Source organism: Parasphingorhabdus sp. (assembly GCF_039968395.1).
GTDB lineage: Bacteria > Pseudomonadota > Alphaproteobacteria > Sphingomonadales > Sphingomonadaceae > Parasphingorhabdus.
In genome coordinates this window covers 898,691-913,798 of record NZ_JBDVPV010000005.1, presented here as the reverse complement: position 1 = coordinate 913,798, position 15,108 = coordinate 898,691, and the positions used below count along the sequence as shown (strand labels likewise).

The window sequence follows — 15,108 nt, the reverse complement described above, 5'->3', positions numbered from 1 at the left end:
ATCATATTGCGCTAGATTTTGGACCCTGTTAGGCGCGCGGTTCATCAGTTTAGAAAGAACAGCAAATGAGCGAATCCGTCAAGCGTGTGGTTCTGGCCTTTTCCGGAGGACTGGACACCAGTGTTATCTTGAAATGGCTCCAGCAGGAATATCAGTGCGAGGTTGTAACCTTTACTGCCGATCTGGGGCAGGGAGAAGAACTGGGTCCTGCGCGCCGTGTGGCCGAAACGCTTGGCGTCAAACCAGAGCATATTTTCATTGATGACCTGCGCGAAGAATTCGTGCGTGATTTTGTATTTCCGATGATGCGCGCCAATGCGCTTTACGAAGGGCTCTATCTGCTCGGCACGTCGATTGCTCGCCCGTTGATTTCCAAACGTCAGATAGAGATTGCAAAGCTCACCGATGCGGATGCTGTTTCTCATGGCGCAACAGGAAAAGGCAATGACCAGATCCGGTTTGAGCTCGGCTATTACGGACTTAACCCGGACGTCAAAGTGATCGCTCCCTGGCGCGAATGGGATCTGACCAGCCGGACACGCCTGATCGAATTTGCCGAGAAGCATCAAATTCCGGTTCCCAAAGACAAACGAGGCGAGGCACCTTTCTCAACCGACGCCAATATGTTGCATACATCTTCCGAGGGTAAAATTCTGGAAGACCCCTGGGAAGAGGTTCCGGATTATGTCTATTCGCGGACCAACAATCCGGAAGATGCGCCTGACACCCCCGAATATATCACCATCGATTTTGAGCATGGAGACGGCGTTGCGATCAACGGCGAAGGGATGAGCCCCGCGACATTGCTTGAAAAACTGAACGACTATGGGCGAGAGCACGGTATCGGACGTCTCGATCTGGTTGAAAACCGCTTTGTCGGCATGAAATCGCGCGGCATGTACGAAACGCCTGGTGGAACAATCTATCATGCGGCTCATCGCGGCATCGAACAATTGACGCTGGACAGCGGTGCCATGCACATGAAGGATGAATTGGCGCCGCGCTATTCCGAACTCGTCTATAACGGCTTCTGGTTTGCGCCAGAGCGCGAAATGCTGCAAGCAGCGATCGACAAGAGTCAGGAACGGGTTACGGGCACGGTTCGCCTTAAACTTTATAAGGGTTCCGTAAATGTTGTTGGCCGCAAGGCAGATGTCGATTTCAATCTCTACAGCGAAGATGTTGTGACATTTGAAGATGATGCCGGAGCCTATGATCAGAAAGATGCGGAAGGGTTTATCAAGCTCAACGCTTTGCGTCTGCGACTGCTCGGCAAGCGCAACGGTTAGCAAAAAACTAAATGCTCATTTCGATCTTCACTTTGCTTCTGGGCTTCGTTGTCCTGATTGCGGGCGGGGAACTTTTGGTGCGCGGTGCGGTTCGGATCGCTGAACGTGCAGGCATGTCCCAATTGCTGATCGGGCTCACCATTGTCGGCTTTGGAACTTCCGCACCGGAACTGGTTGCAAGCGTCGAGGCGGCGCGAGCCGGATCTCCGGGTATCGCATGGGGTAATGTGGTAGGTTCCAATCTGGCCAACAGCTTGCTGATTCTGGGAGCTGCATCGCTGATTTTGCCAATGGTTGTGCCGCGCGGCCCGCTGTGGCGAGATGGCGGGTTGGCCCTGATTGCAACCATCGTTCTTTGGTATGTCGCATCAACGAGTGGCGCCACGATGCTGTTCGGTTCGGCTCTGCTTGTCGTTTTGCTGGGTTATCTTGGATATGCCTACTGGGCGGAACGGACCCAGCCGGTTGGTGCAACGGCATTGCATGAAAAAGCGGAGTCGCTCGAAGAGACCGATACGCATTTGCATGATCAGGAGCCTGTTTGGCGGTCGGCACTTATACTGCTGGCTGGGATAATAATGATCGTTTTGGGCGGTCGCTGGCTCGTCGAGGGCGCGGTCGATCTTGCTCGACTGATCGGGATGAGCGAGGCGGTTATCGGATTGACTGTCATCGCCATTGGTACGTCGTTGCCGGAAATGGTAACCTCGGTAATCGCGGCTTATAAGGGTGCCAGCGCAGTCGCGCTCGGTAACGTATTGGGTTCCAATATTTTCAATCTGCTTTTGATTGGCGGTGTCACCGCGGTCATCGCGCCGGGATCAATCCCCACCGAGATAACCAATTACGGATTGCCGCTTCTCATAGCTACTTCAGTATTGCTGATGATATTTGCCGCCTCGGGCCGCAGGATAACGCGTTGGGAAGGGGCTATCTTGCTCGCGGCCTATTTCGGACAGCTGATCTACAACGTTGTCGCCGTATAATTTTTCAAGCTGTCTGTAGCGAAAAAAATTTAAAGCGATCCTGTTTGTCGTATTTGCCAAGTGGCTGGACAACAGGAAATTGCATAATGGCAATTGAATCATTGCAAATTGGGGAATCAGCTCCTAAATAGCAGCCATCCCAACATTGTGAGATTTGAAGGGGCTGGCGCCAAACGGGGCCGGCGCTGGAAGGTTTTGCGTATAGAACTGGTCTAAAAATTGACGGATATGACTGCCCTAGTGAACCTGATCGAACCGGAAGCGAAAGCTTTGGGTTTTGAAATGGTGCGCGTGCAGTTTGTGTCTGGCGCGGATGAACCAACCTTGCAGGTCATGGCTGAACGTCCGGAAACCGGTCAGTTGGGCATAGATGATTGCGCGGCTCTTTCCCGGCGGATTTCCGAGAAATTTGATGAAGTGGACCCGATTGAAGAAGCCTATCGGCTTGAAGTCAGTTCCCCCGGAATAGATCGACCGCTGACCCGAGCGAAAGACTATGCCAATTGGGCAGGACATGAGGCCCGGATCAACTTGGTCGAGGCTGTCGCGGACAAGAAACAGCTGCGCGGCTTGCTCATTGGCATCGAAGATGAGATAATATCGATTGACGATCGCAAGTCAGGGCGTCAGGAGACGGCCCTGTCAAACGTGCATAGCGCAAAATTGATTTTGACCGACGCTCTGATCGCGGCAACCATTCCGGTTTCTTCAGAGGGCGCGGAAGAAATTGAGGAAGACACTTTAACAGAAGAACAGGAAGACTAATCATGGCCAGTGCCATTTCTGCAAACAAGGCTGAACTGCTCGCAATTGCCAACGCGGTTGCATCGGAAAAAATGATCGACAAGGAAATCGTTGTCGAGGCGATGGAAGAAGCAATTCAAAAGGCCGCACGTGCGCGCTACGGTGCGGAGAATGATATTCGTGCAAAGCTAGATTTGCAGACCGGTGATTTACGGTTGTGGCGGGTCGTTGAGGTGGTCGAAGAAGTCGAAGACTATTTCAAGCAGGTCGATCTGAAGCAGGCAGAGAAACTGGAAAAAGGCTCCAAGCTGGGCGACTTCATTGTCGATCCGCTTCCGGCTGTTGATCTGGGCCGAATTGATGCGCAGTCCGCAAAGCAGGTGATCTTCCAGAAAGTCCGTGATGCCGAGCGTGAGCGGCAGTTTGAAGAATTTAAGGATCGTGCCGGTGAAATTATTACGGGTGTTGTGAAATCGGTTGAATTTGGTCATGTTGTTGTTGACCTTGGCCGTGCAGAAGGCGTGATCCGCCGGGATCAGCAAATTCCGCGTGAAGCTGCCCGCGTTGGGGATCGTGTCCGTTCGCTGATCATGAATGTACGTCGCGAAAATCGCGGACCACAAATTTTCCTTTCCCGCGCGCATCCTGATTTCATGAAATTGCTGTTCGCGCAGGAAGTCCCCGAAATTTATGATGGCATCATCGAAATTCGGGCCGCTGCACGTGATCCCGGAAGCCGCGCGAAGATTGGCGTTATCAGTCAGGACAGCTCGATTGATCCGGTTGGGGCCTGTGTCGGCATGAAGGGTAGCCGCGTTCAGGCCGTCGTGCAGGAAATGCAGGGCGAGAAGATCGACATTATTCCATGGTCAGATGATATTGCGACCTTTGTTGTCAATGCGTTGCAACCCGCCACCGTCAGCCGCGTTCTGATTGACGAAGAAGAAGGCCGCATCGAAGTCGTCGTTCCCGACGATCAGCTAAGCCTCGCCATTGGCCGCCGTGGTCAGAATGTACGTCTGGCTTCTCAGCTGACCGGACTGGCAATTGACATCATGACCGAAGCAGACAGCAGCGAGAAGCGCCAGGCTGAATTCGCCTTGCGCACCGCGATGTTCCAGGAAGATCTGGATGTTGATGAAACGCTTTCGCAGCTGCTGGTTGCAGAAGGCTTTAGCGAGATGGAAGAAGTTGCCTATGTCGCGCCCGAAGAACTTTCCAATATCGAAGGTTTTGATGAGGAACTGGCTGCCGAGCTGCAAAGCCGTGCACTGGAAGCGCTGGAACGTCGTGAACAGGCTGCGCGCGCAGAGCGTGTTGAGCTGGGCGTGGAAGATGCCATCGCCGAACTTCCGCACATGACTGAAGCGATGCTCGTCACTTTGGGACAGGCAGGCCTCAAGACTCTCGATGACGTTGCTGACCTTGCAACCGACGAATTGGTACTGAAACGCAAGGCAGAGCCGCGCCGGCGCAATGACAATCGCAAGCCGGAACCCGATGGTGTTCTCGCGAGCTATGGTCTGAGCGAAGAGCAGGGCAATGAAATCATCATGGCCGCGCGCGCGCACTGGTTTGATGATGAAGAGGAAGCGGCACCTGCTGCGGATGCTTCCGACGCTACTGCGGAAAAAGGGGAGGACGCAAATGCGGAAGCTCCCCAATGAGACGCCTTCTAATCCTTTAGATCGCGTACCCCACCGAAAATGCATTCTGACTGGAGAAAGTCTTCCCCAGTCGCAATTGGTGCGTCTTGCTTTGGGGCCAGATAATCAGGTTGCTCCTGACGTTCGGGCGAAAGCTCCCGGTCGGGGCGCGTGGATCGGCGTAGATCGTTCCGCGCTTGAAATCGCGCATGACAAGGGCCAGTTAAAGGCGGCATTGTCGCGTGCATTCAAAACGGGTTCTCTCAACATAGCGGAAAATCTGGCAGAGCAGGTCGAACAAGGCCTGCAACGGGCCACATTGGATCGTCTGGGGCTCGAAGCGCGCGGCGGTACATTGTTGTCCGGTTCGGAAAAAATCCAGACTGCTGCCCGTCAGGGCGATCTCACGATGCTTTTGCATGCGTCTGATGCAGGTCAGGATGGTTGCGGGAAGCTCGATCAGGCCTGGCGGGTCGGTTCGGACCGGGAAGGTCAGGACGTTCGCGGTATAATATTGCCGGTGGACCGAGAGGTGCTTTCTGTGGCATTGGGCCGTCAGAATGTGGTGCATATCGGGATAACCGACAAGCGCGCAGCGGGGCGGATATCGCATATGCTCAACCGATGGTGTAGCTTTATCGGTTCAAACGGGACCGATGACGAGGTGCCGCGAAAAGTTGCGTGATCTGATTTGCAAAAGTCAGATATCATATTGAAGTAATTTATTTTTTAAGGATTAAGTCTGTTCGATGAGTGAAGATACAAAAGATACGCCAAAACCTGCACGCAAGCCCTTGGGGCTGAAGCGTTCAGTTGAACCTGGCGAAGTCAAACAGACGTTCAGCCACGGCCGTACAAACAAGGTCGTAGTGGAAGTCAAACGGCGGAAACTGGTCGGAAAACCGGGCGCACAAGAAGCCGCCAAGGATATTGTGCCGGAAACTCCGGTGCCTGCACCGGCACCGGCGGTGGAGGAAAAGCCAGCTCCCGCACCTGCCCCTGCGCCAAGGAAAGAAGACACTCTGACGCGTCAGGAGAAACAGGCTCAATTGCTGCGTGAAGCTGAAGAGGCACGTTTGCAAGCCATGGAAGAAGCGCGGAAACGCGACACCAAGGCCAAGAAAGATCAGACGGCTGAAGAGAAAAAGCGCGCAGAAGAAAACCGCAAGGCTGAAGAAGAAGCAGCCAAGAAAGCGGCTGAAGAAATCGCTGCGGCCGAAAAAGCTGCTGCAGAGGCCGCCGCTGAACCAGAAGCACCGAAAGAAGAAGAGAAACCTGCGCCGAAAACTTCAGCACATCCGCCGGCACGTAAATTTACACCCGTCGAGGCACCGAAACGACCAAAGCCTGAAAAAGCGAAAACCGGTCGTTCGGATCGTGGTGACCGTCGTCAGTCCGGCAAGCTTACGGTAAACCGTGCGTTGGCAGGCGATGACGGTGCGGCACGCGCACGCTCGCTTGCTGCTCTGAAACGGGCGCGGGAAAAAGAAAAACGCGCTTTGATGGCCGGACAGCCTCGCGAACCGCGCGAAAAGCAGGTCCGCGACGTTATTGTGCCGGAAGCAATTACGGTGCAGGAATTGTCCAAGCGTATGGGCGAAAAGGGGGCCGATCTGGTTAAATCCCTGTTCAACATGGGTTCCATGGTCACCGTCAACCAGACAATCGACCAAGATACCGCAGAATTGCTGGTCGAGGAATTTGGCCATAATATTCAACGTGTTTCTGCAGCAGATGTGGAAATCAAAGCTGAAGAAGACGTCGATCCCGAAGAAACACAGAAACCGCGCCCACCGGTTGTGACCATCATGGGACATGTGGATCACGGCAAGACGTCATTGCTTGACGCATTGCGCGGAACCGATGTTGTCGCCGGAGAAGCTGGCGGTATTACTCAGCATATCGGCGCCTATCAGGTGAAGATGAAAAACGGTGACAAGATCACGTTCCTTGACACACCCGGCCATGAAGCCTTTACGAGCATGCGATCCCGCGGTGCCAATGTCACAGACATTGTGATCCTGGTTGTTGCAGCGGATGACGGTTTGATGCCGCAGACCATTGAAGCGATTAATCACACCAAGGCAGCCGAAGTGCCGATGATTGTCGCGATCAACAAAATCGACAAGGAAGGGGCAGACCCGACATCGGTCCGTACTCGTTTGCTGGAACATGAAGTGATCGTGGAAGCGATGTCCGGTGATGTGCAGGATGTCGAAGTTTCTGCTCTCAAGAAAACCAATCTGGACGAGCTGATCGAGAAGATTCACCTGCAATCGGAGTTGCTGGAACTTAAGGCACGCCCTGACCGCTCTGCAGAAGGCATAGTTGTGGAAGCGAAACTCGACAAGGGCCGTGGTCCGGTTGCCACCGTTCTGGTCCAGCGCGGAACGCTGAAACGCGGCGATATCTTCGTTGTTGGTTCGCAAACCGGTAAAGTTCGGGCGATGATTGATGACAAGGGGGCACAAACCAAGGAAGCCGGACCATCTGTGCCGGTTGAAGTATTGGGTCTGTCCGGTGTTCCATCTGCTGGCGACAAGCTGACCGTGGTTGAAAATGAAAGCCGTGCCCGCGAAGTTGCCTCATATCGTGCCGAGCAGGAAAAACTACAACGCACCACACAGGCTCCAACCAGTCTCGAGAACATGTTCTCTGCGGCTGCGGACAGTGCGGTTGAATTCCCGCTGCTGGTCAAGGCTGACGTGCAGGGAAGCTCGGAAGCCATTGTTCAGGCGCTTAACAAGATCTCGAATGACGATATCAAAGTGCGCATTTTGCACAGCGGTGTTGGCGCGATCACGGAATCGGATGTTACGCTGGCCAGTGCCAGCAACGCACCGATTATCGGCTTCAACGTACGTCCCAATGCCAAAGCGCGCGAGATCGCAAAGCGCGATGGTGTTCGCCTGAAATATTTCGACATCATCTATGATCTGACCGATGAAATCCGCGCTGAAATGGCCGGTGAACTTGGTCCGGAGAAGATCGAAAACGTCATGGGCCGGGCCGAAGTCAAAGAAGTGTTCAAATCCGGCAAGAAAGACAAGGCCGCTGGTTTGCTGGTCACCGAAGGCTCGCTCAAGAAAGGCCTGTTCGCCCGTCTTACCCGCGACGATGTCATCATCAGTGCAACGACAATTGCATCGTTGCGACGGTTCAAGGATGATGTCGATGAAGTCCGTGCCGGCATGGAATGTGGTGCGGTTCTCGAAGATACCAATGATATCCAGCCGGGTGACATGCTCGAGGTATTTGAAGTTACCGAGAAAGAGCGGGTTCTTTGACAGCGGATCAGTCATTCTGGGGAACGGAATTGGTTGAGGCTTTGAAGCAAGAGGACATTTTGGGCTTTAAACGCCCTCCTTGTTCTGAAGCGGTCAATGCCGTGATCCTGGATGCGGACAAGCAAAGCGGTGCGGTTCGTATGCGCTTTGATGCTCCGCAGGCTTTCACCAGTCCGCGCGGCACGATTCAGGGCGGTTTTGTTGCCGCTATGGTCGATGAAGTGATTGGCATTCCCGTGCTGGTGAAATCCGGCGGCGAAAATGCGCCGCTGACGTTGGATCTAAGCGTGACTTACATCCAGCCGGTGCTGCCAGGGCGGGTGTTTGGAGAAGGACAAATTATTCGTTCGGGGCGTTCTATCGCATTTCTGGAAGCGCAACTATATGATGAAGCGGGCGTGCTTTTGGTGAAGGCGACGTCAACGGCCAAGATCGGACCAGCAATCAAGTAATGGCAAAATATAACGACACATCTCCCGAAGGCCGTTCCGTGCGATTGCTCCGCGTGGGCGAGCAAGTGCGGCATATATTGTCCGAATTGCTGATGCGCGGGGAGGTGCATGACGAGTTGCTGACGTCAACAAGCGTCAGCGTTACCGAAGTTCGCATGTCACCCGATTTGCGCCATGCCACAGTGTTCGTGAAGCCCTTGCTGGGTGCCAATGAAGCTGATGTTCTCAAGGCTTTGAAAACCAACACCGCCTGGTTTCAAAAGGAAGTCGCGAGCCGGGTGAAGATGAAATATGCGGCGAAACTGAAATTTCTGGCAGATGAAAGCTTTGACGAGGCTGCGCATATCGAGGATTTGCTGAGTAATCCCAAAGTCGCTCAAGATTTGAACGAAGAGGCGGACAACAAATAGCTTGATCCCTGACGGCTAAGTTGGGACATAGCCACCCATGGCCAAACTCTATTTCTACTACAGCTCGATGAATGCGGGCAAATCCACCACTCTTTTGCAAGCGGACTTCAACTATCGTGAACGCGGGATGCAGACCATGTTGTGGACCGCTGCGCTTGATGATCGGGAAGATGCCGGCTGGATCAGTTCGCGTATCGGGCTGAAGAAAAAGGCACATGTGTTTGACGATGCGACAGATATGCTTTCGGAGATTAGTGCAGAACATGAGACGGGCGCACTGGATTGTGTTATGATCGATGAGGCGCAGTTTCTTTCGAAGGATCAGGTGTTCCAGCTGGCACTGGTCGCTGATCAGTTGAAAATTCCGGTGCTGGCTTACGGGCTACGGACCGATTTCCAGGCGGCTTTGTTCCAGGGAAGTGCGCAGTTACTGGCGATTGCGGATGAACTGGTCGAGCTCAAGGCTGTTTGTGAGTGCGGCAGCAAATCGACAATGAACATGCGCGTGGATCAGGATGGAAATCCGGTTCTCGCCGGACAACAGACGGCGATTGGCGGCAATGAGCTCTACGTCGCGCTGTGCCGGAAACACTTCATGGAAAAGCTCAATGGCTGAATTGTCGACCATACTCGGGCATGGGGCGGTGCGTCTGGAACCGCTGGCAGAGCATCATATAGAGCCGCTGCGAAGCGCATGCGCCGAGGATCAGCAGATTTGGGACATTTACCCGGTGAACATGCTGGGTGATGATTTTGACAAGGCAATGAAGGCTTTTCACAGCATCGACAGCTGGGTTCAGTTCGCGGTGATTGACGCGACAGCCGGCAAGCTGGTGGGCATGAGCAACTATATCAATCCGGATCAGAACACCAAAGTCACCGAAATTGGCGGAACCTACATTGCGCCATCTGTGCGTGGCAGCGGTTTTAATGATGTGATGAAAAAACTGATGATTGATCATGCATTTGACTGTGGTTTTACCCGCATCGAATTTCGCGTCGATACCCGTAACAAGCGCTCTATGGCGGCGGTGCTGAAACTGGGTGCCAAGCATGAAGGAACCTTGCGTAAGAACCGGATCACCTGGACTGGCTTTATTCGCGACACAGCTGTATTTGGCTTGCTCCAAGAGGAGTGGGCGAACCGGTAATGACAGATGATGTGAACGGCTGGGTGAAGTCGGCCGATGCGTGGATAGCGTCGATGGGCGAGCAAGGCGACTGGACGCGGCGTACCTTTCTGGATGCTGTCATGCTCGACCGTGCCACTGCCGTTGGTGGGCGTTTTCTTGACGTGGGATGCGGGGAAGGACGCTTTGTCCGCATGCTGCAAGATCGCGGCATGTCGGGATCAGGCATTGATCCTGTGCCCAGTCTGATTGAAACAGCGCAAGAGCGCGATTCACGGGGAGACTACGCCGTTGGGTTTGGTGAGAAACTGGTATTCGATGATGCCAGTTTCGACCTGACTATCGCTTATTTGTCCCTGATTGATATTGAAGATTTTCGTGCGGCGATTGCAGAAATGGCCCGCGTCACAAAACCCGGTGGTTTCTTGCTGATCGCTAATCTGACCAGCTTTTTTACTGCTGGTAAATGGAACCGCAGTCTGACCGGTACCGCAAAAAGCTTTGAGATGGATAACTATTCCGAGGAGCGCGCGACGCGCGAAAAATGGGCCGGCATTGATATCCTAAACTGGCATCGCCCCCTAAGTGCCTATTTTGAAGCCTTTCTAGGCAACGGATTGGAGCTCACCCATTTTTCGGAACCAACACCACCGCCTTTCGACGATCCAAAGCATGACCGTTACGCGCGAGTGCCAGGTTTTCTGGTGATGGAGTGGAAAAAAACGCTTTGAGCGGTATGTGGAAATAATTATACCCGGGTATATTGACTCCAATATTATCAGGGTATAAATGCGCGTCCGAAAGGATTGGCTATGTCTACTTATACAGCATTCTCAGAGGCTAATTGGCTGGCGACGGGGTCCCGCTCCGAAATTATTGACACATTGCGGGCCTTGCCCGAGGTTAAGCGCAGTTCCGACATACTGGTTTTTGACGACGAGACTGGCAGTCAGATAGACTTTGACTTGCGTGCCTCCGGCGAAACCGAAGCACCTGCAAAGCGGGGTCGTCCCAAGCTTGGAGTGATTTCCAAAGAGGTTACTTTGCTACCACGGCATTGGGACTGGCTTGGCAAGCAATCCGGCGGGGCATCGGCGACACTGCGCCGTTTGGTTGATCAGGCTCGAAAAACCGGAGCAGACAAGCGGTCCGGACAAGATGCCGCTTATCATTTTCTGACGGTCATTGCCGGGGACTGGCCGCAATTTGAGGAAGCCATACGGGCGTTATATGCGGATGACCGGGAGCGCTTTGAGTTGCTTTCCGAACAATGGTCGGTTTCAGTCCGCGATCATGCCATCGGTCTCGCTTGGCCTAACTCGTGATTCTATATTTCAGGAAATAGATTTGAAACCGCACGGCTGGATCATACTTGATAAACCGCTGGAACTGGGCTCGACTCAGGCTGTCGGGGCAGTCAAACGCAATTTGCGCGAGGCTGGGCTGCTCGGCAAGGGCAAGAGCAAGACCAAGGTCGGTCATGGCGGAACGCTGGATCCGCTGGCGACCGGGGTTTTGCCTATAGCAATTGGCGAGGCGACAAAGCTGTGTGGACGGATGCTGGATGCTACCAAGAAATATGAGTTCACCATCAAATTCGGGAGCGAAACCGATACATTGGATGTTGAAGGGAAGGTGACCGAAAATTCCGACCACCGGCCGACGCTGACGGAGGTAGAGGGGGTTTTGCCGCAATTTACCGGCGAGATTGAGCAAATACCTCCTAAATATTCGGCGCTGAAGATTGACGGCAAACGCGCCTACGACCTTGCTCGGGCCGGCGAGGATGTGGAGATGAAGGTGAGGGGAGTGACGGTGTTGGCACTTTCCGCTTGCTCTCTGAAGCGAAACTCTGGGGAGGAAAAACTGGAAGAAATCGCCCTCAGGGCCGAAGTCTCCAAAGGCACCTACATCCGCTCTCTGGCCCGCGATGTTGCGTGCGCGCTCGGTACCGTTGGCCATGTCACGATGCTTCGTCGCACAAAAGCCGGCCCATTTGCCCTGAAACACGCGATTTCTCTGGACAAACTCAATGAAATTGGTAAGGGCGCGGACATTAAAGATTATCTCTTGCCGCTTGAGGCAGGGCTGGACGACATCCCGGCTTTTGACCTCACTCCTGATCAGGCAAGAATGCTTCGGCAAGGCCAAGTGTTAGACGCACAGGATTTGCCAAAGGAAATGGTCAGGAACCCCGCCATAAACGGGACTTTTCTGGCAACCGAGGATGATTCTCCGGTTGCCCTGGCAGAGTTAGTTGATGGAACCGTAAAGGTTGTTCGCGGGTTTAACTTGTAAAGATGTTCGAAGGAAAAATAAGACTATGACGATTACCGCAGAAAAAAAGCAGGAACTGATTACAAAATTCGCTCAGACAAAAGGCGATACCGGTTCCCCTGAAGTGCAGGTTGCAATCCTCACCGAGCGCATTGTGAACCTTACCGACCATTTTAAAGGCCATCACAAAGACAATCACTCTCGTCGTGGATTGCTGATGATGGTGAACAAGCGCCGCAGCTTGCTGGACTATCTCCGCAAGAAAGATGCCGGACGCTATTCCAAGTTGATTAAAGACCTTGGTCTCCGGAAATAAGAGTTTCGAAGACGGCCTCCATGCGGGGCCGTTTTCTTATTGGGCATTGCAGCAATAAGGCGGCAATGCTCCACACAAGGGGCACAAATGACCCCGAACCGCTGTTCAGCCGGATTGCTGAACAAATGAAAGCCCCCGCACTGCATAGGGCAGGCGGGACAAAGGAAAACTAGAATGTTTGATGTAAAAAAAGTTGAAATGGAGTGGGGCGGACAGACCCTCACCCTCGAAACGGGCCGTATCGCCCGTCAGGCTGATGGCGCGGTTCTCGCGACCCTCGGCGAAACGGTTGTACTGTGCGCAGTGACCGCAGCCAAATCGGTACGTGAAGGACAGGATTTCTTCCCGCTCACCGTACACTATCAGGAAAAATTCTCAGCCGCTGGACGTATTCCAGGCGGTTTCTTCAAGCGCGAAGGCCGCGCGACGGAAAAAGAAACGCTGACTTGCCGTTTGATTGACCGTCCTTGTCGTCCGCTGTTCCCCGAAGGTTTCTACAATGAAATCAACGTAATTTGCCAGGTGATGAGCTATGATGGCGTTAACGAGCCTGACATTCTCGCCATGGTTGCAGCTTCTGCTGCGCTGACGATCTCCGGTGTGCCTTTCATGGGCCCAATCGGGGCGGCACGTGTGGGTTACAAAGACGGTGACTATCAACTGAACCCAAGCATGGAAGAAGTTGGCGAAGGCGAGCTTGATCTGGTCGTTGCCGGTACACAGGGCGCAGTGATGATGGTGGAATCGGAAGCAAAAGAGCTTTCCGAAGAAGTCATGCTTGGCGCTGTCGATTTCGCGCATAACGCGTGTAAAGACGTTGCTGGCCTGATCATCGATCTGGCTGAACAGGCTGCAAAAGCGCCCTGGGAGCTTGCTCCAACCGAAGACAATAGCGGCATGAAGGACGATCTTCGCAAGCTGGTTGGTGATGATATCGCCGCGGCTTACAAGCTGACCGACAAGTCCGAGCGCTCTGATGCGTTGAACGCAATGCGTGACAAAGCCAAAGAGAAATACGCCGAAGAAGATGGCCAGACCCAGATGACTGCCGGCAAGATGGTCAAGAAACTGGAAGCCGAAATAGTTCGCGGCGCTATCATCAAGGACGGCACCCGTATCGATGGACGTAAGCTCGATCAGGTTCGCCCGATTGAAGCCATGGTTGGCCTGTTGCCACGGACCCACGGTTCGTCGCTCTTCACCCGCGGTGAAACGCAGGCGATTGTGACAACTACGTTGGGCACCAAAGATGCCGAGCAGATGATCGATGGTCTGGACGGGCTTAGTTACAGCAACTTCATGCTGCACTATAACTTCCCGCCCTATTCGGTCGGTGAAGTTGGTCGTTTCGGATTTACCAGCCGCCGCGAAACCGGTCACGGCAAGCTCGCTTTCCGCGCGCTTCGCCCGGTATTGCCGACGGTTGAGGACTTCCCTTATACCATCCGTGTTCTTTCCGACATTACCGAGTCCAACGGTTCATCCTCGATGGCAACCGTTTGCGGTGGCTCTCTGGCGATGATGGATGCCGGTGTGCCTTTGGCTGCTCCGGTTTCGGGTATTGCCATGGGCTTGATCCTCGAAGGTGATGATTTTGCCGTTCTCTCCGACATTCTCGGCGACGAAGATCATCTCGGCGACATGGACTTCAAGGTTGCCGGTTCCGAACGCGGCATCACCTCGTTGCAGATGGATATCAAGGTTGCCGGCATTACGCAGGAAATCATGAAATCTGCGCTGGAACAGGCCAGCGGCGGCCGTGCCCACATCCTTGGCGAAATGTCCAAGGCTCTGAGCAGCACCCGTACTGAAATGAGTGAACATGCTCCGCGTATCGAAACGATGCAGATCAACAAAGAGAAGATCCGCGATATCATCGGTACCGGCGGCAAGGTTATCCGCGAAATCGTTGCTGAAACCGGCGCGAAAGTGGATATTGATGATGAAGGCCTGATCAAGGTTTCGTCTTCCGACAAATCTCAGATTGATGCTGCGATCAAATGGATCGAAGGCATTGTTGAAGAAGCTGAAGTTGGCAAAATCTACGACGGTAAAGTCGTCAATCTGGTCGACTTTGGTGCGTTCGTGAACTTCATGGGCGGCAAAGACGGCCTGGTGCACGTCTCCGAGATCAAAAATGAGCGCGTCGAGAAAGTTGCAGACGAACTCAGCGAAGGTCAGGAAGTCAAGGTCAAGGTCCTCGAAATCGATCAGCGCGGCAAGGTCCGTCTGTCGATGCGGGTTGTAGATCAGGAAACCGGTGAAGAGCTGGAAGATACCCGTCCTCCGCGCGAGCCTCGTTCCAAAGGTCCGCGCCGTGATGGCGGTGGTGGCCGAGGTCGTGGTCGTGATGGCGGTGGACGCGGTCGTGGTCGCAACAATAATAACGATGGCGGCAACAATGATGGCGGTGCAGATATTCCTCTGCCAAGCTCAATCACCGAAGACTAGGTCTTCTCCAAAAATATCGGAAAAGGGCTTCGTGAAAACGGGGCCCTTTTTTTGTCTGCATCATTCATCCTGCAGATAGCAACCCGCCGCTATGACCGGCATGGAGTGGATCGGGCTGAT

General features: G+C 53.7%; 15 protein-coding genes. All 15 read left to right on the top strand.

The window, feature by feature from the left end:
• Nucleotides 1-65: 65 nt before the first annotated feature.
• The gene (locus ABJI30_RS15100) at nucleotides 66-1,289 is read left to right on the top strand and encodes an argininosuccinate synthase (protein ID WP_348017512.1); all 1,224 of its coding nucleotides are present in this window, start codon (nucleotides 66-68) and stop codon (nucleotides 1,287-1,289) included.
• Nucleotides 1,290-1,300: 11 nt separating this feature from the next.
• Complete coding sequence (locus ABJI30_RS15095) at nucleotides 1,301-2,275, top strand: calcium/sodium antiporter (RefSeq protein WP_348017511.1); 975 nt, start codon at nucleotides 1,301-1,303, stop codon at nucleotides 2,273-2,275.
• A 219-nt stretch (nucleotides 2,276-2,494) separates the two neighbouring features.
• The gene (gene rimP / locus ABJI30_RS15090) at nucleotides 2,495-3,040 is read left to right on the top strand and encodes a ribosome maturation protein RimP (RefSeq protein ID WP_348017510.1); all 546 of its coding nucleotides are present in this window, start codon (nucleotides 2,495-2,497) and stop codon (nucleotides 3,038-3,040) included.
• A gap of 2 nt (nucleotides 3,041-3,042) precedes the next feature.
• Nucleotides 3,043-4,686, top strand: coding sequence for a transcription termination factor NusA (gene nusA, locus ABJI30_RS15085; protein ID WP_348017509.1), 1,644 nt, complete (start codon nucleotides 3,043-3,045; stop codon nucleotides 4,684-4,686).
• The gene (locus tag ABJI30_RS15080) at nucleotides 4,667-5,350 is read left to right on the top strand and encodes a DUF448 domain-containing protein (protein WP_348017508.1); all 684 of its coding nucleotides are present in this window, start codon (nucleotides 4,667-4,669) and stop codon (nucleotides 5,348-5,350) included. The genes nusA and ABJI30_RS15080 overlap by 20 nt, the downstream gene beginning before the upstream one ends.
• A 64-nt stretch (nucleotides 5,351-5,414) precedes the next feature.
• On the top strand, nucleotides 5,415-7,952 hold the full coding sequence (gene infB, locus ABJI30_RS15075; RefSeq protein ID WP_348017507.1) for a translation initiation factor IF-2: 2,538 nt from the start codon (nucleotides 5,415-5,417) through the stop codon (nucleotides 7,950-7,952).
• A complete protein-coding gene (locus ABJI30_RS15070; RefSeq protein WP_348017506.1) occupies nucleotides 7,949-8,404 on the top strand; it encodes a PaaI family thioesterase in 456 nt (151 codons plus the stop codon). The genes infB and ABJI30_RS15070 overlap by 4 nt, the downstream gene beginning before the upstream one ends.
• Complete coding sequence (gene rbfA, locus ABJI30_RS15065) at nucleotides 8,404-8,814, top strand: 30S ribosome-binding factor RbfA (protein WP_348017505.1); 411 nt, start codon at nucleotides 8,404-8,406, stop codon at nucleotides 8,812-8,814. Before ABJI30_RS15070 ends, rbfA begins: the two co-directional genes overlap by 1 nt.
• Before the next feature lie 37 nt (nucleotides 8,815-8,851).
• Nucleotides 8,852-9,430, top strand: coding sequence for a thymidine kinase (locus ABJI30_RS15060; RefSeq protein ID WP_348017504.1), 579 nt, complete (start codon nucleotides 8,852-8,854; stop codon nucleotides 9,428-9,430).
• Nucleotides 9,423-9,965 (top strand): GNAT family protein, encoded by a 543-nt coding sequence (locus tag ABJI30_RS15055; protein WP_348017503.1) that lies wholly within the window; start codon nucleotides 9,423-9,425, stop codon nucleotides 9,963-9,965. Before ABJI30_RS15060 ends, ABJI30_RS15055 begins: the two co-directional genes overlap by 8 nt.
• Nucleotides 9,965-10,675: a class I SAM-dependent methyltransferase gene (locus tag ABJI30_RS15050; RefSeq protein ID WP_348017502.1), complete on the top strand. Its 711-nt coding sequence runs from the start codon at nucleotides 9,965-9,967 to the stop codon at nucleotides 10,673-10,675. Before ABJI30_RS15055 ends, ABJI30_RS15050 begins: the two co-directional genes overlap by 1 nt.
• Before the next feature lie 81 nt (nucleotides 10,676-10,756).
• A complete protein-coding gene (locus tag ABJI30_RS15045) occupies nucleotides 10,757-11,269 on the top strand; it encodes a DUF2239 family protein (RefSeq protein WP_348017501.1) in 513 nt (170 codons plus the stop codon).
• Nucleotides 11,238-12,242, top strand: a complete 1,005-nt coding sequence (gene truB / locus ABJI30_RS15040) for a tRNA pseudouridine(55) synthase TruB (RefSeq protein ID WP_348017500.1) — start codon at nucleotides 11,238-11,240, stop codon at nucleotides 12,240-12,242. Before ABJI30_RS15045 ends, truB begins: the two co-directional genes overlap by 32 nt.
• Nucleotides 12,243-12,267: 25 nt before the next feature.
• Complete coding sequence (rpsO, locus tag ABJI30_RS15035) at nucleotides 12,268-12,537, top strand: 30S ribosomal protein S15 (RefSeq protein WP_348017499.1); 270 nt, start codon at nucleotides 12,268-12,270, stop codon at nucleotides 12,535-12,537.
• Between the two features lie 174 nt (nucleotides 12,538-12,711).
• Nucleotides 12,712-14,988, top strand: coding sequence for a polyribonucleotide nucleotidyltransferase (pnp, locus tag ABJI30_RS15030; protein ID WP_348017498.1), 2,277 nt, complete (start codon nucleotides 12,712-12,714; stop codon nucleotides 14,986-14,988).
• Nucleotides 14,989-15,108: the final 120 nt, after the last annotated feature.